Genomic DNA, 19,135 nt, shown 5'->3' with positions numbered 1-19,135 from the left:
AAAGCGGCCCCGGCAATCTCAAGGCTTGGCAACGTGCCAGACGTCCTTCATGCCGTCACCGGTCATGTCGCCGGCCTTTTTGTCCTTGATGAAGGTGTACAGCGGCTTGCCGTCATAGGCCCACTGCTTGCTGCCATCATCGCGCATCACTACTGTCCACTTGTCCTTGGCCGGTTCGTCATTGGCCTTGACCATCAGCGGCGGCCAGTTTTTGGCGCATTCGCCATTGCACATCGACTTGCCGCCCGCATCCTTGTCGAAGGTGTACAGGGTCATGCCGGCATGATCGACCAACATGCCGCCCTTCTCCATCGCATGGTCGGCCAAGGCCACCCCCGGGAGCGCCAGCGCAGTGAAAAGGGCCATCCAGCTCAGCGTTTGTCGTGTCATTGGATTCACCATTGTTTCGGGGGGATTGGGTTCAAGTTGCCGCAACCACGGCCCTTTCAAGCCTAGTTCAGTCACGGAATGTCGCCAGAACGGCCAACACCCTGTCACACAGCTGCAATAATTCCGTTATCTAATGCGGGCCAAGACACCGTATCCAGGAGAGGTTTTGAGCATGGTTGGCAGGAACATTCTGATCGTCGACGACGAAGCACCAATTCGCGAGATGATCGCCGTTGCCCTGGAAATGGCCGGCTATGACTGCCTGGAAGCGGAAAACTCCCAACAGGCCCACGCGATCATCGTCGACCGCAAACCGGACCTGATCCTGCTCGACTGGATGCTGCCGGGCACCTCCGGCATCGAGTTGGCCCGCCGCCTCAAGCGCGACGAGCTGACCGGCGACATCCCGATCATCATGCTCACCGCCAAGGGTGAAGAGGACAACAAGATCCAAGGCCTGGAAGTGGGTGCCGACGACTACATCACCAAGCCGTTCTCACCACGCGAGCTGGTCGCCCGCCTGAAAGCCGTGCTGCGCCGCACCGGCCCGAGCGACAGCGAGGCACCGATCGAAGTCGGTGGCCTGCTGCTCGACCCGATCAGCCACCGCGTGACCATCGACGGCAAGCCAGCCGAGATGGGCCCTACCGAATACCGTCTGCTGCAGTTCTTCATGACCCACCAGGAGCGCGCCTACACCCGTGGCCAACTGCTGGACCAGGTATGGGGCGGTAACGTCTATGTCGAGGAACGCACCGTCGACGTACACATCCGCCGCCTGCGCAAGGCGCTGGGTGAAGCCTACGAAAATCTGGTACAAACCGTCCGGGGCACCGGCTACCGCTTCTCGACCAAGAGCTGATCGAGCTGAAAGGCGCCAAGCTGCACGTCGTTGTACAAGGACCGTCAATTGAACCAGAACTGGCACGCGACCCTGATTCGCCACCTGCTGCTGCTGATTACCGTCTGCCTCATCGGTGGGCTGGTCAGTGGCTACTATGGCTGGAGCCTGGCCATCGGCCTGGCGCTCTACCTGGGCTGGACCCTCAAGCAACTGCTGCGCCTGCATGACTGGCTGCGCAACCACCAACCCGACGAAGCACCGCCCGATGGCTACGGGCTGTGGGGCGAGGTGTTCGACAGCATCTACCACCTGCAACGCCGCGACCAGCGTGTACGCGGCCGCCTGCAGGCGGTGATCGACAGGGTGCAGGAGTCTACTGCCGCACTGCGAGACGCAGTGATCATGCTCGACAGCGATGGCAACCTGGAATGGTGGAACCGCGCCGCCGAGACCCTGCTGGGCTTCAAGACCCCACAGGACGGCGGTCAGCAGGTGACCAACCTGGTGCGCCACCCGCGCTTCAAGGAGTACTTCGAGGCGGGAAACTACCTCGAGCCGCTGGAAATCCCTTCGCCGATCAACGACCGCATGCGCGTGCAGTTGCACATCACCCGCTACGGCAACAACGAGCACCTGATGCTGGTGCGCGACGTTACCCGCATCCACCAGCTGGAGCAGATGCGCAAGGACTTCGTCGCCAACGTGTCCCACGAGCTGCGCACGCCGCTGACGGTCATCACCGGCTACCTGGAAACCCTGCTGGACAACGTCGAGGACGTGAACCCGCGCTGGAGCCGAGCCCTGCAACAGATGAGCCAGCAAGGCTCACGCATGCAGACACTGCTCAACGACCTGTTGCTGCTGGCCAAGCTTGAGGCCACCGACTATCCGTCGGACAACCACCCGGTGGCGGTCGATGCCTTGCTCTGCGCGATCAAGAACGACGCCCAGGCTCTGTCCGGGCCCCGCAAACAGCGCATCACCCTTGAAGCCGCGCCCGGTGTGCAGTTGAAGGGCAGCGAGTCAGAGCTGCGCAGTGCCTTTTCCAACCTGGTGTTCAACGCGGTCAAGTACACCCAGGACGAAGGCAGCATCCGGATTCGCTGGTGGGCCGATGCCCAGGGCGCACACCTGTCGGTGCAGGACTCGGGGGTGGGCATCGATGCCAAGCACCTGCCACGTCTGACCGAGCGCTTCTACCGGGTCGACTCCAGCCGTGCGTCGAATACCGGGGGCACCGGGCTGGGGCTGGCGATCGTCAAGCATGTGCTGATGCGCCACCGCGGCAAGCTGGAGATCAGCAGCGTGCCGGGGCATGGCAGTACGTTTACCTGTCACTTCGCGCCGGCACAATTGGCCAACGGCAAGGCTTGAGGGCCTCGGGGGCTGCTTTGCAGCCCATCGCGACACAAGGCCGCTCCTACACGGGATCGCGGAGCGGCCTTGTGTCGCGATGGGGCGCAAAGCGCCCCCAAAGAATCCATCGCCCTTTGCTTTTACGGTCCCAGCCGCTACATTGGACCCCCTGTGCCAGCAAGAGCTGGCACTTTTTTTCTCTCTATCTCGAAGACGGACCCCGTAAAAACTCCATCATGGACCCTTCCCCTGGTATCAGCCTCACCTCGTTATTCGCCGATTTCGGCATGATCATCTTTGCCTTGCTCCTGGTGCTGCTCAACGGCTTCTTCGTTGCCGCCGAGTTCGCCATGGTCAAGCTGCGCGCTACCCGCGTCGAGTCCATCGCCGAGTTGCATGGCTGGCGTGGCAGCATCCTGCGCAAAGTACACAACCAGCTCGACGCCTACCTGTCGGCCTGCCAGCTGGGGATCACCCTCGCCTCGCTGGGCCTGGGCTGGGTCGGTGAACCGGCGTTCGCCCACCTGCTCGAGCCGCTGCTGGCATACCTTGGCGTGGACACGCCCGAGCTGATCAAGGCGATATCGTTCTTCGTCGCCTTCTTCGTCATTTCGTACCTGCACATCGTGGTCGGTGAGCTGGCGCCCAAGTCCTGGGCCATCCGCAAGCCAGAACTGCTGTCGCTGTGGACCGCCGTGCCGCTGTACCTGTTCTACTGGGTGATGTACCCGGCCATCTACCTGCTCAATGCCAGCGCCAACACCATCCTGCGCATTGCTGGCCAGGGCGAGCCCGGCCCGCATCACGAGCACCACTACAGCCGTGAAGAACTCAAGCTGATCCTGCACTCCAGCCGTGGCCAGGACCCGAGCGACCAGGGCATGCGCGTGCTGGCCTCTGCCGTGGAAATGGGCGAGCTGGAGGTGGTCGACTGGGCCAACTCGCGCGAGGACATGGTCAGCATCGACGCCCATGCGCCGTTGAAGCAGATACTGGCGCTGGTACGCCGCCACAAGTTCAGCCGCTACCCGGTGTACGACGCCGAGCGTGAGGAGTTCACCGGCCTGCTGCATATCAAGGACCTGCTGCTGGAACTGGCCGAACTCGAGCACCTGCCCGAAACCATCGACCTCGACGACCTGGCCAGGCCGCTGGAGCGTGTGTCGCGGCACATGCCGCTGGCGCAGTTGCTGGAGCAGTTCCGCAAGGGCGGCGCGCACTTCGTGCTGGTGGAGGAAGCCGATGGCAAGGTGATTGGCTACCTGACCATGGAAGACGTGCTGGAAGTGCTAGTGGGCGATATCCAGGACGAGCACCGCAAGACCGAGCGCGGCATCCTCGCCTACCAGCCGGGCAAGCTGCTGGTGCGTGGCGACACGCCGCTGTTCAAGGTCGAGCGCCTGCTGGGCGTCGACCTTGACCATATCGAGGCGGAAACCCTCGCAGGTCTGGTCTACGAGACGCTCAAGCGCGTGCCTGAAGAAGAGGAAGTGCTGGAGGTCGAAGGGCTGCGCATCATCATCAAGAAGATGAAAGGGCCGAAGATCGTGCTGGCCAAGGTGCTCAAGCTGGATTGAGGGCCAGGGGCTGCAAAGCAGCCCCAAAAATCTCAAGGGTTACCCGCAGTGAAGTCAGGCAACCCTCCGATCGGCCTGTCGAACCGATAAGGTATCGATTCCAGCGCCAACCCCACATTGCGCTGTACCACGAAATGCAGGTGCGGCCCGGTGCTGTTGCCGGTATTGCCCGACTTGGCCAGCATCTGCCCCTGCCGCACCCGTTGCCCCTCTGCCACCACCACCGAACCGCGCATCAGGTGCAGGTACACACCCATGGTGCCGTCCGGGTGCAGGATCCTGACGAAATTGCCCGAGGGGTTGGGGCCGCGCCCGCTCTGGCTGTTCTCCGTCTTCACCACCACCCCTTCCCGCGCCGCGATGATGGTAGTGCCTTCGGGCATGGCGATGTCCATGGCGTAACGCCCCTTGGGCCCAAAATGACTGACCCGGCCATTGGGGCCCTGGGTCACGCGGAACGGCCCGCCAATCCAGGGGAATGCATAGCGGAAGCCCTGGGGCCGCTTGCCCGGGTCGCCCATGGCCTGTAGCAGGGTCGAGCGGTAGTTCAGCAGCATCCCGGGGCGCCCCCTGAGCACGCTGAGCATTTGCGTGGTGCGCGGCGGCAGTACGCGGCGCACGGTACGCGGGGCATTGCCACCTTGTGCGTTCACCAGGTTGTCCAGGCGCAACTCCACCTCCACTGGCACGTGTAGCTGGTTGCGGGCCGAAAAGCTCACGCCGCCGTTGAAGGTTATCGCGTTCAGCAGAACCTGGCCTTCGGGCACCTCGACCATAGGTACGCGCCGCACAAAGGTTTTGGCACCGGGGCCGGGCCGGTCGGAATAGGAGGTCACACGGCCATCATCGGTGATCTCGTAAATGGTCATGCCCAGGCTCGACGCCGAGGCCATGAGCAATGCACAGAACAGCAGCAGGCGGGCGGGCATGATAGTGGCTTTTTGACAGTTATGGTTTGTCGAAGCCTAGCAGGGGGTTTTGCAACGGGTATGACAGTTGGTCGGATGGCCCGGGGTTGCGCAGCGTTTTGTAGGAGCAGCCTTGTGCTGCGAATGGGCTGCGGAGCAGCCCCGGCAATGCTTGCGGCGGCATTGATACCTGGGGGCTGCTTTGCAGCCCATTCGCAGCACAAGGCTGCTCCTACAAAAAGTGCGGTGTGAGGCTGCGGTCAGGCGCCCGGGGTGAAATGCTTCTGCGCCGTCCCGCGGGCAATCAGCCGCGACAGGTAGTCGAGCTTCTGGGCATCCTGATCGACGAACTTGAAGGTCAGTTGCAACCAATCGCTGTCGGGCTTGGGCTCAAGTGCCGCGACGGCATGCAGGTAGCCGTTCAGGCGCGCGATTTCGGCGTTCTCGCCCTGCTCCAGGTCCAGCACCGCGCCTTCCAGCACCTGTGGCAGCGCTTCACCACGGCGCACCACCAGCAGCGCCTCTTTCAGGCTCAGCGCCTTGATCACGCACGGCTGCATGCCGCCGGCCAGGCGCAACTGGCCCTGGCCACGGCCGGTCGGCGCGGGAGTGGCGGGCCGGGGGGCATTGGCCACTGGCCTGGCGGGTGCGGTTGCAGGTGCCGGAGCTGGCGCCGCGACCTTCACCGCTTCAGGCTTGCCGGCTGTCAGCGCATTCAGCGAGTCATTGGCGAACGCCGAGTTGACCCGTGCCGGGCCGCTGGACATCAGGCTGTCGAGCTTGCCGATCTTGGTCAGAGCCTTTTTCACCTTGGTCAGCAACTGCTCGTTGGTGAACGGCTTGCCGACAAAATCGGAAACGCCCGCCTGAATCGCCTGGATGACGTTTTCCTTGTCGCCACGGCTGGTCACCATGATGAATTGCAGGTTCTTCAACTCAGGCTGCTGGCGGCACCAGGTGAGCAGTTCCAGGCCGGACATTTCCGGCATTTCCCAGTCGCACAGAACCAGGTCGAACGCTTCCTTGCCCAGCATGGCCATTGCCTTGCGACCGTTGACGGCGTCGTCGATGGTCATGCCCGGGAAGGCATTGCGCAGGCATTTGCGGACCAGATCACGGATAAACGGGGCGTCATCCACGACCAGCACATTCACTTTACTCATCGATACTCCTTCTGAATCCCGACTAGCCTACCGCCGAATAATGGCCACTTGCTACAACCTGGTCACGCCGGGACTTCTTCACATCGTTCGCGGGTGCCTGCCGGCTCCTCGACCGCAAACGAAAACGCCCGGCCAAGGCCGGGCGTCGATGCTCGGGAGCAACCTTACTTATCGTCAGGTTCAGCCGGAACATTAGCGTTTTCGCCGTCGGAAACAGCAGTGCCTTGCACTTCTGCCGTCATGCGCTTGAGGCCCATGTGACGCACGTCGGTGCCGCGCACCAGATAGATCACCAGCTCGGAGATATTGCGCGCATGGTCGCCGATACGCTCCAGCGAACGCAGGACCCAGATCACGCTCAGTACCCGCGAGATCGAGCGCGGGTCTTCCATCATGTAGGTCACCAGCTCACGCAGGGCGGTCTTGTATTCGCGGTCGATGGTCTTGTCGTACTGGGCCACCGACAGTGCCAGGTCGGCGTCGAAGCGGGCAAAGGCGTCCAGCGCGTCACGGACCATGTTGCGTACCTGGTCGCCGATGTGGCGCACCTCGACATAGCCGCGCGGTGACTCGCCTTCCTCGCACAGCTGGATGGCGCGGCGGGCGATCTTGGTCGACTCGTCACCGATGCGCTCCAGGTCAATCACCGACTTGGAGATGCTGATGATCAGACGCAGGTCGGAGGCCGCCGGCTGACGACGGGCGAGGATGCGCAGGCACTCCTCGTCGATGTTGCGCTCCATCTGGTTGATCTGCTCGTCGACTTCGCGCACTTGCTGGGCCAGGCCCGAGTCGGCTTCGATCAGCGCAGTGACTGCGTCGTTGACCTGCTTTTCGACCAGGCCGCCCATGGCCAGCAGGTGGCTACGCACCTCTTCGAGCTCGGCGTTGAACTGCTGGGAAATGTGATGCGTAAGGCTTTCTTTGTTGATCATCGTTCGCTCCGCGAAGAAGCTGCAAGCTTCAAGTAGTTCGTGTCGTGCCCTGGCTGGCCAGGCTTAGCCGTAGCGACCGGTGATGTAGTCTTCGGTCTGTTTCTTCGCCGGGTTGGTGAACAGGGTGTCGGTATCCCCGAATTCGACCAGTTTGCCCATGTACATGAACGCGGTGTAGTCCGAAACACGGGCCGCCTGCTGCATGTTGTGGGTCACGATGACGATGGTGTACTTGGATTTCAATTCGTAGATCAGTTCCTCGACTTTCAGGGTCGAGATCGGGTCCAGTGCCGAGCACGGTTCGTCGAGCAGCAGCACTTCCGGCTCCACGGCGATGGTGCGGGCGATGACCAGACGCTGCTGCTGGCCACCGGACAGGCCCAGTGCCGAATCGTGCAGGCGGTCCTTGACCTCGTCCCACAGTGCCGCGCCCTTCAGCGCCCATTCGACCGCTTCGTCCAGCACGCGCTTCTTGTTGATGCCCTGGATCCGCAGGCCGTAGACCACGTTTTCGTAGATGGTCTTTGGGAACGGGTTGGGCTTCTGGAACACCATGCCCACACGACGGCGCAGCTCGGCCACGTCTTCGCCCTTGCGGTAGATGTTATTGCCATACAGGTTGATGGCGCCTTCCACGCGGCAACCATCAACCAGATCGTTCATGCGGTTGAAGGTGCGCAGCAGGGTCGACTTGCCGCAGCCGGACGGGCCGATAAAGGCGGTCACGCGCTGCTTGGGAATGTTCATCTGCACATCGAACAGCGCTTGTTTGTCACCGTAGAACAGGCTCAGGCCCGGCACTTCGATGGCTACGGTTTCTTCGGCCAGGCGCAGGCTCTGCTTGTCGCGGCCCAGGGCAGACATGTCGATGCCGTGGGTATGGGATTCTTGCTGCATGGTCAACTCCATACGCTAACAATTCGTTTCTAAGGGCCGCCCGTTTAACGGGCGGCACGCTTGCAATCAGGATCAGCTGTCGAGGGCCTTGTACTTCTCGCGCAGGTGGTTACGGATCCACACGGCCGAGAGGTTGAGGGCCGCGATCACCAGCACCAGCAGCAACGCCGTGGCGTATACCAGCGGCCGCGCGGCTTCTACGTTGGGGCTCTGGAAGCCGACGTCATAGATATGGAAGCCCAGGTGCATGATCTTCTGGTCCAGGTGCAGGTACGGGTAGTTCCCGTCCACCGGCAGGGATGGAGCCAGCTTTACCACACCCACCAGCATCAGCGGCGCCACTTCACCGGCGGCGCGGGCCACGGCGAGGATCATGCCGGTCATCATCGCCGGGCTGGCCATCGGCAGGACGATCTTCCACAGGGTTTCGGCCTTGGTAGCGCCCAGGGCCAGCGAGCCTTCGCGCACGGTGCGCGGGATACGCGCCAGGCCTTCCTCCGTGGCCACGATCACCACCGGCACGGCCAGCAGCGCCAGGGTCAGCGATGCCCACAACAGGCCTGGGGTACCCAGGGTTGGCGCCGGCAGTGCTTCGGGGAAGAACAGGCGGTCGATCGAGCCACCCAGCACGTAGACGAAGAAGCCCAAGCCGAACACGCCGTAGACGATCGCGGGCACACCAGCCAGGTTGTTCACCGCGATGCGGATCAAGCGGGTCACCGGGCCCTGTCTGGCGTATTCGCGCAGGTACACGGCAGCCAGCACACCGAACGGGGTGACGATCACGGCCATGATCAGGGTCATCATCACAGTACCGAAGATGGCCGGGAAGATACCGCCCTCGGTGTTGGCTTCACGCGGGTCATCGCTGAGGAACTCCCAGACCTTGGTGAAGTAGGTGCCCAGCTTGGTGAACCCCGACATGGCGTTAGGCTGGATGGCGTGCACCACCTTGCTGAGGTTGATTTCCACTTCACGGCCGTTGCCATCACGGGCCACCAGGCTGTCGCGGGCGAAGGCCTGGTGCAGACCGGTCAGGCGGTCTTCGATGGCCTTGTAGCGACTGTTCAGCTCGGCGCGCTCGGCGTCCATATCGGCCTGGGCGGCGGCGTCCAGCTTGCCGTCCAGCTCCAGCTTGCGCGCTTGCAGACGCAGGCGCTCGAGGCCATGGTTGATGGCGCCGATGTCTTTCTTTTCGAGGCTTTGCAGTTCGCTGTTGAGCTGGTTGGCGCGCTTGAGGCGGGCCTGCAGCTCGGCCCAGGCCGCAGCGCCTTCGGCGACCACGCGGCCTTCTTCCTTGACGCTGACCAGGTAACCGTAGAAGTTGCCCCACTCGCGGCGCTCCAGGGCGACCAGGTCGGTCGGGTGCCTTTCGTCGACCAGCCAGTCGCCGACCACCCAGGTGAAGTCGCTGCCGTTGAGGTCGCGGTTGCCCACCTTGATCAGCTCACGGGTCATGAACTCCGGGCCTTGGTCAGGCACTGGCAGGCCAGCGCCCTTCAGGCGGGCACGGGGTACTTCTTCCTTTTGCACCACTTCGCCAATGACGACATGGTCGGCCTGGCCCGGCACCTTGTAGGTAGCCTGGACAAGATCGGCCGGCCAGAAGTGGCCCAGGCCGCGCACGGCAATCACCGCCAGCAGGCCAACGGTCATGATCACTGCCATGGCCACCGCGCCGCCGCTCATCCAGACGCCTGGGGCGCCGCTCTTGAACCAGCCTTTGAGGGAATCCTTTTTCACGGATCGCTACCTTTCTATCAAAGCGACGAGTATTTCTTGCGCAGACGCTGGCGAATCAGCTCGGCCAAGGTGTTCATGATGAAGGTGAACATCAGCAGCACCAGCGCGGCCAGGAACAGCACGCGGTAGTGGCTGCCGCCGACTTCCGATTCCGGCATTTCCACCGCCACGTTGGCGGCCAGGGTGCGCATGCCCTCGAACAGGTTCAGCTCCATCACCGGGGTGTTGCCAGTGGCCATCAACACGATCATGGTCTCGCCCACCGCACGGCCCATGCCGATCATCAGCGCCGAGAAGATACCTGGGCTGGCGGTGAGGATGACCACGCGGGTCAGGGTCTGCCAGGGCGTCGCCCCCAGCGCCAGGGAGCCCAGGGTCAGGCTGCGTGGCACACTGAACACGGCGTCTTCGGCGATGGAGTAGATGTTCGGGATGACCGCGAAGCCCATGGCGATACCCACGACCAGGGCATTGCGCTGGTCGTAGGTTATCCCCAGGTCGTTGGTGATCCACAGGCGCATGTCACCGCCAAAGAACCAGCTCTCGAGGTGCGGGCTCATGGTCAGGGCGAACCACCCGGTGAACAGGATGACCGGGATCAGGATCGCCGCTTCCCAGCCATCCGGGATACGCAGGCGAATCGACTCGGGCAGGCGGGTCCAGGCGAACCCGGCCAGCAGGATACCGAGCGGCATCAGCAGGAACAGGCTGAACACGCCCGGCAGGTGGCCTTCCAGATACGGGGCCAGGAACAGGCCGGCGAAGAAGCCGAGGATCACCGTCGGCATCGCTTCCATCAGTTCGATCACCGGCTTGACCTTGCGGCGCATGCCCGGGGCCATGAAGTAGGCAGTGTAGATGGCCGCGGCAATCGCCAGCGGGGCCGCCAGGATCATGGCGTAGAACGCAGCCTTGAGGGTACCGAAGGTTAGCGGCGACAGGCTCAGTTTGGGCTCGAAGTCGGTGTTCGAAGCGGTCGATTGCCAGACGTATTTCGGCTCGTCGTAGTTCTCGTACCACACCTTGCCCCACAGCGCGCTGAAGGAAATTTCCGGGTGCGGGTTGCGCAGGCTAAGTGGCAGCAGCTTGCCACCTTCCTCGATGATGATGCGGTTGGCACGTGGCGACAGGGCCAGGATGCCTGGGCCTTCGGCGGCCGGCTCGACCAGCAGGGTACGGTGCGCGGTGCTGTGGAACACGCCCAGCTCGCCTGCGGCGTCGAGGGCCACGAAGCCCTTGCGACGCTCTTCGGCGTCGATCTGCACGACTGCGGCCTTGCCCATCTGGAAAGTGCGGATCAGCTTGAAGCGCGATTCACCATCCGGGTCACGGGCCATGAACCACTGGGCCAGGCCGCCCTTGGAATCACCGATGATCAGCGAGATGCCGCCGACCAGCTGGGCGGTGGCGGTAATTTCGGTGTCGGCGCTTTCAGACAGTTTGTAGCGGCCGTTGAGGCTCTTGTCGCGCAGGTTGAACACGTCCGCGGTGGCACGGCCGTTGATCACGTACAGCCACTGCTGACGCGGGTCGATGAAGATGTTCTTCACCGTTTCGGTCATCTGCGGCAGTTCGATGCGGTTCTGCTCGGTCGTGACCTCTTCGGTCATCATGTTCTCGGTGCGGGTCAACTCGACCACCTGCAGGTGCGCGCCGGTGGAAGCAGCCAGCAGCAGGGTGTCGCCATTGACGTTTACGCTGACATGATCCAGCGCACGCCCCTGCTCGTCGAGCACGAACGGCTGCTCGCCGTACGGGTAGTCGATGCCGGGGGCGATGGTTTTCTTGTTGTCCGGGTAGGTGATCTTGTAGGTGTGGTGAAACACCAGCGCCTGGCCATTGGACAAGCCCAGCACCACCAGCGGGCTACCCGGCTGGTCGGCACTGATCGAAGTGACCTGGGTGCCTGCCGGCAGTGGCAGGTCGACACGCTTGAGCTCGTTACCGGTCTTGGTATCGAAGAACAGTGCCTGGCCCTTGTCCGAAACACGCATGCCCACCAGGTTCTGCTCTTCAAGCGCGATCATCAGCGGCTTGCCGGCATCCTGTTGCAGCCAGGTCGGCTCCAGGGCTTTTTTGCTGGTCAGCTCGGCCCCCTGGAACAGCGGCAGCACCACATAGGCCAGATAGAAGAAGATCAGGGTGATAGCCGCCAATACGGCAAGCCCGCCTACCAGTACATACCAGCGGGTCAGGCGGTCCTTTAGCGCGCGCATGCGGCGCTTGCGTTGCAACTCCGGCGTATTGAAATCAATCCGCACGGGCTGGGAGTTTTGGGTCATGTTGGAATTGGCCAGATCATTCATGCGCACACCCTAGCGGTCCCGTGTGACAAAAACATTACAAAGTGGTGACGCACGAAAGCCCGCCGCACAGGAAACCTGGCTTCGGACTGGAGCTTCGTGGAAGAGGCCGGGCATCAGCGCCGGCCTCCCCTTCAGTTACTTACTTTTTTGCGACGTTACCTGCGTGGGACAGGCCCAGGTCAGCCAAGGTCTTGTCGACGACTTTGGCCGGCAGCGGGATGTAGCCATCCTTCACCACGACCTGCTGGCCAGCTTGCGACAGCACCAGCTTGACGAACTCGGCTTCCAGCGGGGCCAGAGGCTTGTTCGGGGCCTTGTTGACGTAGACGTACAGGAAGCGCGACAGCGGGTAGGTGCCGTTCAGGGCGTTGGCTTCATTGTCCTCAACGAACTCACCGCCTTCCTTCTTGGCCAGGGCCACGGTCTTGACGCTGGCGGTCTTGTAGCCGATACCCGAGTAGCCGATGCCGTTCAGCGAGGAGCTGATCGATTGCACGACCGAAGCCGAGCCAGGCTGTTCGTTGACGTTAGGCTTGAAGTCGCCTTTGCACAGGGCTTCTTCCTTGAAGTAGCCGTAGGTGCCCGATACCGAGTTACGGCCGAACAGCTGCACCGGCTTGTTGGCCAGGTCGCCGGTCACGCCCAGGTCACCCCAGGTCTTGACGTCGGCTTTGCCACCGCACAGGCGGGTGGAAGAGAAGATGGCGTCGACCTGGGCCATGGTCAGGCCTTTGATCGGGTTGTCCTTGTGCACGAACACAGCCAGGGCGTCTACGGCGACCGGGATGGCGGTCGGTTTGTAGCCGTATTTCTGCTCGAAGGCCTGCAGCTCGACGTCCTTCATCTTGCGGCTCATCGGGCCGAGGTTGGCGGTGCCTTCGGTCAGCGCGGGTGGCGCGGTGGAGGAGCCGGCAGCCTGGATCTGGATGTTTACGTTAGGATATTCCTTCTTGTAGGCCTCGGCCCACAGAGTCATCAGGTTGGCGAGGGTGTCCGAACCGACGCTGGAGAGGTTGCCCGAAACACCAGTGGTCTTGGTGTAGGTCGGGATCGCAGGATCGACAGCGGCTACCGCGTTGGCGGTTGCAACGCCAGCGGCGGCAAAGGTGAGGGCCGCCATCAAACGCTTCAGTTTCATGCCTTGCTCCTAGCAGGAATATTGGGGTGTTGGATGGAACGGGCCCAAGTATCTGTAGGCCGCATGAATACGATATGACTTGAATATGACAATTGGATGAAAGGCCATCATCAAAAGCAGGTCTGGCCTCTTCGCGGCTAAAGCCGCTCCCACAGGTGCGGCATTGCCTTGAAGCCGGTGCAATTTCTGTGGGAGCGGCTTTAGCCGCGAAGAGGCCAGCAGCCTTAACGCTTGTTGGCCAGGAGGTACAGGCCAACAACCAGACCAACGGCACACAGCCCCGCCACATAGTAGGCCGGCGCCATCGGGCTCACTTTCAGCAGCGCAGTCACCACCATCGGTGTCAGCCCGCCAAAGATCGCGTAGGCCACGTTGTACGAGAACGACAGCCCGCTGAAGCGCACCACCGCCGGGAACGCCTTGACCATCACATAAGGCACCGCGCCAATCACGCCCACGCACAGGCCGGTCACTGCATACAGCGGGAACAGCAGCTCGGGCCGGGTCGGCAGGCTGTGGTAGAAGGTCCAGGAGGTCGCCAGCAGCAGCAGGCTGCCGATCACGAACACCCGGCCCGCGCCGAAGCGATCGGCCAGGCTGCCAGCGCCGATGCAGCCGAAGCTGAGCAGCACGATGGCCAGGCTGTTGGCCTTGAGCGAGTCGGTTGGGCTGATGTGGTAGATGCTCTGCAGCAGCGCCGGAGTCATCAGGATGAGCACCACGATGGCGGCTGACAGCATCCAGGTCAGCAGCATCGACAGGATGATCGCGCCGCGATGGTCACGCAGCACCGCGCGCAACGGCAGCTCCTCGGCCAGCGCCTTGCGCTGCTGCATCTCGGCGAACACCGGGGTTTCGTGCAGCCAACGGCGCAGGTACACCGAGAACAGGCCGAATACACCGCCGAGCAGGAACGGGATACGCCAGGCGTAATCTGCCACTTCCTGTGCGCTGTAGACGCTGTTGATCAGGGTCGCCACCAGCGAACCAAGCAGGATGCCCGCGGTCAGGCCTGCGGTGAGGGTGCCGCAGGCGTAGCCGGTGTTGCGCTCTGGCACGTGCTCGGACACGAATACCCAGGCGCCCGGTACCTCGCCACCGATGGCCGCGCCCTGGATCACGCGCATCAGCAGCAACAGGATCGGCGCCCACATGCCGATCTGTGCATAAGTGGGCAGCAGGCCCATGATCAGCGTCGGCAGGGCCATCATGAAGATGCTCAGGGTGAACATCTTCTTGCGCCCGAGCAGGTCACCGAAGTGGGCCATGATGATGCCGCCCAGCGGCCGCGCCAGGTAGCCGGCGGCGAAAATGCCAAAGGTTTGCATCAGGCGCAGCCATTCGGGCATGTCAGCCGGGAAGAACAGCTTGCCGACCACTGTGGCGAAGAACACGAAAATGATGAAGTCGTAGAACTCCAGCGCGCCGCCCAGGGCGGACAGTGAGAGGGTCTTGTAGTCACTGCGGGTCAGCGGCCGCGAAGGCTGCTCGATACTGCTCGGCACGGAAGTCATCGCTCATTGTTCTCTTTGTGGGCATGCAGGCCGCTTGGCATGCGGCTTCTGGATTGGGAGACAGGCGAAGATAGCAAATTGCTGAGCTGCGCCGAAAGCGATACAAAATCCCTACACATATTCATGAATGCTCGGTCGTCGCTGGCCGTTATGCTCTATATACTGGCACTTCGTAGGAAAAGGTTGCTCCTAACGTGGGATGTTGTGCGAAAACGCCGGTCATTACTGTCAGGCGGTTTCGCAGAGTTTCCCTACGGCCGCCCAGTGAAACGAAATCGGCGTAGTATGTTTCAAGCTGAATCGTTTACCCGGCCTTTGCGCCACACCAACGAAAAGCGTCACGGGTCAGAGGCCCCATCGCATGATTGAGCTCGAACAAGAAGATCCAATCCCGCAAGGCGACCTGGCCTTGCAGATCACCGCACTCCCGCGCGAAACCAACGGGTTTGGCGACATCTTCGGCGGCTGGCTTGTCGCCCAGATGGACCTGGCCGGCACCGCCATGGCCAGCCGTGTCGCCGGCGGCCGCGTGGCCACCGTGGCCATCGACCGCATGGCCTTTCTGGTCCCGGTCGCCGTCGGCGCGCAGCTATCGTTCTATACCCAGACCCTGGAAATCGGCCGCAGCTCGATCCAGATGATGGTCGAAGTGTGGAGCGACGACCCGCTGTCCAGCGAATGGCGCAAGGTCACCGAAGCAGTCTTCGTCTTCGTCGCCATCGACGGCAGTGGCCGCACCCGCTCCGTACCTCGTCGCTGAGCCACGCCGGCGGTAAACTCATTGCATGTGCCCGGGTCCAAGGCCCACTGGCAATCAATGAGATGAATGCAATGGCTACCTTCCAGGTCGTAACCGAGCAACATGGCGAACTCAACTGCTGGCGTATCAGCAGTGACCACGCCGAACTACTGATCGCCCAGCAGGGCGCGCAGATCCTCAGCTACCAGCGCGTTGGCCAGCCACCGCTGCTGTGGCTGAGCGACCAGGCCATCTTCCGTAAGGGCAAGTCGGTACGCGCCGGTGTGCCGGTGTGCTGGCCGTGGTTCGGCAACCTGCAGCGCAACCCCCAGGCCGTGCAGGCCATGTACCACGGCGAACAGGCACCCGCCCACGGCCTGGCGCGCGCGCGCGACTGGCAATTGCTGGGTATCGAGGAGGCGGGCGAAGGCCTGCGCATCGAATTCGAACTGCCGGAAGCGCAGGGTGACCTGCCTGGCTGGCCTCATGACGTCGAGCTGAAGCTGGTGGTGGAGCTGGGCGAGGACCTGCAGCTGAACCTGACCAGCCGCAACATGGGCAATACCCCCGTGACCATCAGCCAGGCCCTGCACAGCTACTGCGCGGTCAGTGACGTTCGCCAGGCGCGGGTCGAAGGGGTGGAGGGGCTGAGCTATATCGAGACCCTGGCTGACTGGGAGCAGTGCCAGCAGAAGGGGCCGCTGGCGTTTGCCGGGGAGACTGACCGGATCTACCTGGCGACACCGCAAACCCTGAGCATCGTCGACCCACACTGGAAGCGGCGCATTACCTTGACCAGCAGTGGGTCGCGCTCGGCGGTGATCTGGAACCCTTGGACTGAACGGGCCAGGGAACTGCCAGACATGGCCGACGATGGGTGGCAGCGGATGCTGTGCATCGAGACGGCGAATGCGTGGGATGACCTGGTGGAATTGAAGCCTGGGGGCAGCAGCTCGCTGGGGGTCAGGATTGGCTGTGAAATGATCTGAGTCTTGCAGTGCCTATGCGGGCCTCTTCGCGGGCTTGCTTGCGAAGAGGCCAGTGCAGGCGTCAGAGGTCTGCGTCCTCCACCACCCTCACCTTCCCGGCATCCAGCGCATAGGCCGCATCGGCCAGGTCATTGCTGACCTTCTCCACCTTCAGCTTGCCGCTGACCCACAGCGGTGTGTAGATATCATCGATCTTCAGACCCTTCGGGTAGCGCACCAGCACCAGCTGGTTCGGCGGTGGCGGCGGCACATGGATGCACGCGCCTGGGTACGGCACCAGGAAGAACAGCGTGCTGTTGCCCTTGGCATCGCTCTCCAGCGGCACCGGGTAGCCCCCAAGGCGAATATCCTTGCCATTCATGGCCGCCACCGTCTTGGTCGAGTACATCACCGCCGGCAGGCCCTTGCTCTGCTTCAGGCCGCCCTTGTCGGTAAAGGTACCCATGGCTTCCGGCGAGTTGTGATCGATCTCGGGCATTTGCTCGAGGGCCTGCTGGTCCGACTCGGGCATCAGCTCCAGCCAGTCGGTTTCAGGCAGTTCGGCATGGGCCAGGGCGCTGGCCAGCAACAGTGGGGCGAGGAAAAAGGCACGCATGAAAATGCTCGGCAACTCCAATGAATTGCCGGGCATTCTAACCACTAATCAGCGCTTCTTGATGAATCCGTAAATCACCAGAAGGATCACGGCACCGACCAGCGCGCCAAGGAATCCCGCAGCCTGCCCGGCCTGATAGATGCCCAGTGCCTGGCCGCCGTAGGTGGCCAGCAGGGAGCCGGCAATCCCCAGCAGGATGGTCATGATCCAGCCCATGCTGTCGTCGCCCGGCTTGATGAAGCGGGCCAGCAGGCCAACGATGAGGCCGATGAAGATGGTTCCAATGATACCCATGGCAATCCCTCTGCAGTGAAGATGGAACAAGCCAAAGCCTAGACAGCGCTTTGGCTCGTTGCCATTTCAGAGGGCAAGCCGCTGGTAGAAGTTCGATCAGTTGCCGATCAGGGCTTCTACTTCGGCAATCTTGCGCTCGAGGGTGGCCATGTCGTGGCAGCGCAGGGTGGCGTGGCCAACCTTGCGACCGGCCTTGAACGCCTTGCCATAGTGATGCAGGTGGCAGTCACCGATGGCAACTACCTTTTCCACCGCCGGCACTTCACCGATGAAGTTGAGCATCGCGCTCTCGCCGACCTTGGCGGTCGAGCCCAGCGGCAGGCCGGCGACGGCGCGCAGGTGGTTCTCGAACTGGCTGCATTCGGCGCCTTCGATGGTCCAGTGCCCTGAGTTGTGCACGCGCGGGGCGATTTCGTTGGCCTTCAGGCCGCCGTCGACTTCGAAGAACTCGAAGGCCATCACGCCCACATAGTCCAGTTGCTTGAGCACGCGGCCCACGTAGTCTTCGGCCAGGGCCTGTAGCGGGTGCGCCTGGCTGGCGACCGACAGGCGCAGGATGCCGCTTTCGTGGGTGTTGTGCACCAGAGGGTAGAAGCGGGTTTCGCCATCACGGGCACGCACGGCCACCAGCGACACTTCGCCGGTGAACGGCACAAAGCCTTCCAGCAGGCAAGGTACGCTGCCCAGCTCGGCAAAGGTACCGACCACGTCCTCAGGCGTGCGCAGCACCTTCTGGCCCTTGCCGTCGTAACCCAGGGTGCGGGTTTTCAGCACGGCCGGCAGGCCGATGCTGGCCACCGCGGCGTCCAGGTCGGCCTGCGAGAGGATGTCGGCGAAGGCCGGGGTAGGGATACCCAGGTCGCGGAACATGCTCTTCTCGAACAGGCGGTCACGGGCGATGCGCAGCGCTTCGGCGCTGGGGTACACCGGCACGAACTGCGAGAGGAAGGCCACGGTCTCGGCCGGGACGCTTTCGAACTCGAAGGTGACCAGGTCGACTTCGTCGGCCAGCTGACGCAGGTGGTCCTGGTCGCCGTAGTCGGCACGCAGGTGCTCGCCCAGCGGCGCGGCGCAGGCGTCCGGCGCCGGGTCGAGGAAGGCGAAGTTCATGCCCAGCGGGGTACCCGCCAGGGCCAGCATGCGGCCCAGCTGGCCGCCACCGATTACACCGATCTTCATGGGTTGAGCCTCAAGCCTGGCGCGGGTCTGGGTTGTCCAGAACGGTGTCGGTCTGTTCCGTGCGGAACTGCTTGAGCGCCGCGTGGTACTGCGGGTACTTGGCGCCGAGGATGCTGGCCGACAGCAGCGCCGCGTTGACCGCACCGGCACGACCGATGGCCAGGGTGGCAACCGGCACGCCGGCTGGCATCTGCACGATCGACAGCAGCGAATCGACACCCGACAGCATCGACGATTGTACGGGCACACCCAGCACCGGCAGGTGGGTCTTGGCGGCGCACATGCCTGGCAGGTGGGCAGCGCCACCGGCACCGGCGATGATCACCTCGATGCCACGACCCTCAGCCTCCTCGGCATACTGGAACAGCAGATCCGGGGTACGGTGGGCGGAAACCACCTTCACCTCGTAGGGAATGCCGAGTTTTTCCAGCATATCGGCGGTGTGGCTAAGGGTGGACCAATCGGACTTGGAGCCCATGATCACGCCAACCAGTGCACTCATCGTCGAGCCTCTCCTGCAAGCGCCTTCTGGCGCGCTAAAAGCAACAAGCCACGCAGGTGGGCCGGC

At 62.9% G+C, this 19,135-nt stretch carries 18 protein-coding genes; 5 read left to right on the top strand and 13 right to left on the bottom strand.

The window, feature by feature from the left end; translation table 11 throughout:
• Positions 1 to 18 precede the first annotated feature (18 nt).
• Positions 19 to 390 carry a hypothetical protein gene (locus WM94_RS00935; RefSeq protein WP_024087921.1) on the bottom strand — a complete coding sequence of 124 codons (372 nt, stop codon included), beginning with the start codon at positions 388 to 390 and terminating at the stop codon, positions 19 to 21.
• A 172-nt stretch (positions 391 to 562) separates the two neighbouring features.
• Between WM94_RS00935 and phoB the strand changes: the two genes are divergently transcribed.
• The 3 genes from phoB (at position 563) to WM94_RS00920 (ending at position 4,167) form a co-directional block, all read left to right on the top strand.
• Entirely contained in the window at positions 563 to 1,252 is a 690-nt protein-coding gene (gene phoB, locus WM94_RS00930) for a phosphate regulon transcriptional regulator PhoB (RefSeq protein WP_003253341.1), read from the top strand.
• 48 nt (positions 1,253 to 1,300) lie between these two features.
• On the top strand, positions 1,301 to 2,608 hold the full coding sequence (phoR, locus tag WM94_RS00925; protein WP_023661986.1) for a phosphate regulon sensor histidine kinase PhoR: 1,308 nt from the start codon (positions 1,301 to 1,303) through the stop codon (positions 2,606 to 2,608).
• A 218-nt stretch (positions 2,609 to 2,826) separates the two neighbouring features.
• Positions 2,827 to 4,167 (top strand): hemolysin family protein, encoded by a 1,341-nt coding sequence (locus WM94_RS00920; protein WP_013974815.1) that lies wholly within the window; start codon positions 2,827 to 2,829, stop codon positions 4,165 to 4,167.
• 32 nt (positions 4,168 to 4,199) lie between these two features.
• Here the strand turns inward: WM94_RS00920 and WM94_RS00915 are convergent, their stop codons facing one another.
• The 8 genes from WM94_RS00915 to WM94_RS00880 all read right to left on the bottom strand — a co-directional run bounded on the left by WM94_RS00915 (position 4,200) and on the right by WM94_RS00880 (position 14,771).
• On the bottom strand, positions 4,200 to 5,096 hold the full coding sequence (locus WM94_RS00915) for a M23 family metallopeptidase (protein WP_013974816.1): 897 nt from the start codon (positions 5,094 to 5,096) through the stop codon (positions 4,200 to 4,202).
• Positions 5,097 to 5,335: 239 nt separating this feature from the next.
• Positions 5,336 to 6,238: a response regulator gene (locus WM94_RS00910; protein ID WP_061550233.1), complete on the bottom strand. Its 903-nt coding sequence runs from the start codon at positions 6,236 to 6,238 to the stop codon at positions 5,336 to 5,338.
• Positions 6,239 to 6,402: 164 nt separating this feature from the next.
• The gene (gene phoU, locus WM94_RS00905) at positions 6,403 to 7,173 is read right to left on the bottom strand and encodes a phosphate signaling complex protein PhoU (protein WP_013974818.1); all 771 of its coding nucleotides are present in this window, start codon (positions 7,171 to 7,173) and stop codon (positions 6,403 to 6,405) included.
• A gap of 63 nt (positions 7,174 to 7,236) precedes the next feature.
• Entirely contained in the window at positions 7,237 to 8,070 is an 834-nt protein-coding gene (pstB, locus tag WM94_RS00900) for a phosphate ABC transporter ATP-binding protein PstB (protein WP_003258171.1), read from the bottom strand.
• Between the two features lie 72 nt (positions 8,071 to 8,142).
• Positions 8,143 to 9,759, bottom strand: a complete 1,617-nt coding sequence (gene pstA / locus WM94_RS00895; protein ID WP_170977512.1) for a phosphate ABC transporter permease PstA — start codon at positions 9,757 to 9,759, stop codon at positions 8,143 to 8,145.
• Between the two features lie 71 nt (positions 9,760 to 9,830).
• Entirely contained in the window at positions 9,831 to 12,119 is a 2,289-nt protein-coding gene (locus tag WM94_RS00890) for an ABC transporter permease subunit (RefSeq protein WP_061550232.1), read from the bottom strand.
• A gap of 139 nt (positions 12,120 to 12,258) precedes the next feature.
• On the bottom strand, positions 12,259 to 13,257 hold the full coding sequence (locus tag WM94_RS00885; RefSeq protein ID WP_013974822.1) for a phosphate ABC transporter substrate-binding protein PstS: 999 nt from the start codon (positions 13,255 to 13,257) through the stop codon (positions 12,259 to 12,261).
• Between the two features lie 224 nt (positions 13,258 to 13,481).
• Positions 13,482 to 14,771, bottom strand: coding sequence for an MFS transporter (locus tag WM94_RS00880; protein WP_003258167.1), 1,290 nt, complete (start codon positions 14,769 to 14,771; stop codon positions 13,482 to 13,484).
• 361 nt (positions 14,772 to 15,132) lie between these two features.
• Here WM94_RS00880 and WM94_RS00875 point away from each other — a divergent pair, with 361 nt between their 5' ends.
• Positions 15,133 to 15,531: an acyl-CoA thioesterase gene (locus WM94_RS00875; RefSeq protein WP_003253317.1), complete on the top strand. Its 399-nt coding sequence runs from the start codon at positions 15,133 to 15,135 to the stop codon at positions 15,529 to 15,531.
• Positions 15,532 to 15,602: 71 nt separating this feature from the next.
• Positions 15,603 to 16,499 carry a D-hexose-6-phosphate mutarotase gene (locus WM94_RS00870; protein ID WP_061550231.1) on the top strand — a complete coding sequence of 299 codons (897 nt, stop codon included), beginning with the start codon at positions 15,603 to 15,605 and terminating at the stop codon, positions 16,497 to 16,499.
• 61 nt (positions 16,500 to 16,560) lie between these two features.
• Here the strand turns inward: WM94_RS00870 and WM94_RS00865 are convergent, their stop codons facing one another.
• From WM94_RS00865 to purE, 4 genes are all read right to left on the bottom strand, one after another.
• On the bottom strand, positions 16,561 to 17,094 hold the full coding sequence (locus WM94_RS00865; RefSeq protein ID WP_371033897.1) for a DUF3299 domain-containing protein: 534 nt from the start codon (positions 17,092 to 17,094) through the stop codon (positions 16,561 to 16,563).
• A 48-nt stretch (positions 17,095 to 17,142) separates the two neighbouring features.
• A complete protein-coding gene (locus WM94_RS00860; protein WP_003260079.1) occupies positions 17,143 to 17,388 on the bottom strand; it encodes a GlsB/YeaQ/YmgE family stress response membrane protein in 246 nt (81 codons plus the stop codon).
• Between the two features lie 96 nt (positions 17,389 to 17,484).
• On the bottom strand, positions 17,485 to 18,567 hold the full coding sequence (locus WM94_RS00855; protein ID WP_061550230.1) for a 5-(carboxyamino)imidazole ribonucleotide synthase: 1,083 nt from the start codon (positions 18,565 to 18,567) through the stop codon (positions 17,485 to 17,487).
• A gap of 10 nt (positions 18,568 to 18,577) precedes the next feature.
• Entirely contained in the window at positions 18,578 to 19,069 is a 492-nt protein-coding gene (gene purE / locus WM94_RS00850) for a 5-(carboxyamino)imidazole ribonucleotide mutase (RefSeq protein ID WP_003253304.1), read from the bottom strand.
• Positions 19,070 to 19,135 lie beyond the last annotated feature (66 nt).

Source organism: Pseudomonas sp. ABFPK (assembly GCF_001586765.1).
Classification (GTDB): Bacteria; Pseudomonadota; Gammaproteobacteria; order Pseudomonadales; family Pseudomonadaceae; genus Aquipseudomonas; species Aquipseudomonas asiatica.
This window is presented reverse-complemented; position numbering and strand designations above follow the sequence as displayed.

What these genes read in the sequence shown, in the direction of transcription:
- WM94_RS00875 (WP_003253317.1), top strand. Translation starts at nt 15,133, where the DNA reads ATGATTGAGCTCGAACAAGAAGATCCAATCCCGCAAGGCGACCTGGCC.
- WM94_RS00855 (WP_061550230.1), bottom strand. Translation starts at nt 18,567, where the DNA reads ATGAAGATCGGTGTAATCGGTGGCGGCCAGCTGGGCCGCATGCTGGCC.
- WM94_RS00870 (WP_061550231.1), top strand. Translation starts at nt 15,603, where the DNA reads ATGGCTACCTTCCAGGTCGTAACCGAGCAACATGGCGAACTCAACTGC.
- pstB (WP_003258171.1), bottom strand. Translation starts at nt 8,070, where the DNA reads ATGCAGCAAGAATCCCATACCCACGGCATCGACATGTCTGCCCTGGGC.
- WM94_RS00880 (WP_003258167.1), bottom strand. Translation starts at nt 14,771, where the DNA reads ATGACTTCCGTGCCGAGCAGTATCGAGCAGCCTTCGCGGCCGCTGACC.
- purE (WP_003253304.1), bottom strand. Translation starts at nt 19,069, where the DNA reads ATGAGTGCACTGGTTGGCGTGATCATGGGCTCCAAGTCCGATTGGTCC.
- WM94_RS00860 (WP_003260079.1), bottom strand. Translation starts at nt 17,388, where the DNA reads ATGGGTATCATTGGAACCATCTTCATCGGCCTCATCGTTGGCCTGCTG.
- WM94_RS00920 (WP_013974815.1), top strand. Translation starts at nt 2,827, where the DNA reads ATGGACCCTTCCCCTGGTATCAGCCTCACCTCGTTATTCGCCGATTTC.
- pstA (WP_170977512.1), bottom strand. Translation starts at nt 9,759, where the DNA reads ATGAGCGGCGGCGCGGTGGCCATGGCAGTGATCATGACCGTTGGCCTG.
- WM94_RS00910 (WP_061550233.1), bottom strand. Translation starts at nt 6,238, where the DNA reads ATGAGTAAAGTGAATGTGCTGGTCGTGGATGACGCCCCGTTTATCCGT.
- phoB (WP_003253341.1), top strand. Translation starts at nt 563, where the DNA reads ATGGTTGGCAGGAACATTCTGATCGTCGACGACGAAGCACCAATTCGC.
- WM94_RS00885 (WP_013974822.1), bottom strand. Translation starts at nt 13,257, where the DNA reads ATGAAACTGAAGCGTTTGATGGCGGCCCTCACCTTTGCCGCCGCTGGC.
- WM94_RS00890 (WP_061550232.1), bottom strand. Translation starts at nt 12,119, where the DNA reads ATGAATGATCTGGCCAATTCCAACATGACCCAAAACTCCCAGCCCGTG.
- WM94_RS00915 (WP_013974816.1), bottom strand. Translation starts at nt 5,096, where the DNA reads ATGCCCGCCCGCCTGCTGCTGTTCTGTGCATTGCTCATGGCCTCGGCG.
- WM94_RS00865 (WP_371033897.1), bottom strand. Translation starts at nt 17,094, where the DNA reads ATGCGTGCCTTTTTCCTCGCCCCACTGTTGCTGGCCAGCGCCCTGGCC.
- WM94_RS00935 (WP_024087921.1), bottom strand. Translation starts at nt 390, where the DNA reads ATGACACGACAAACGCTGAGCTGGATGGCCCTTTTCACTGCGCTGGCG.
- phoU (WP_013974818.1), bottom strand. Translation starts at nt 7,173, where the DNA reads ATGATCAACAAAGAAAGCCTTACGCATCACATTTCCCAGCAGTTCAAC.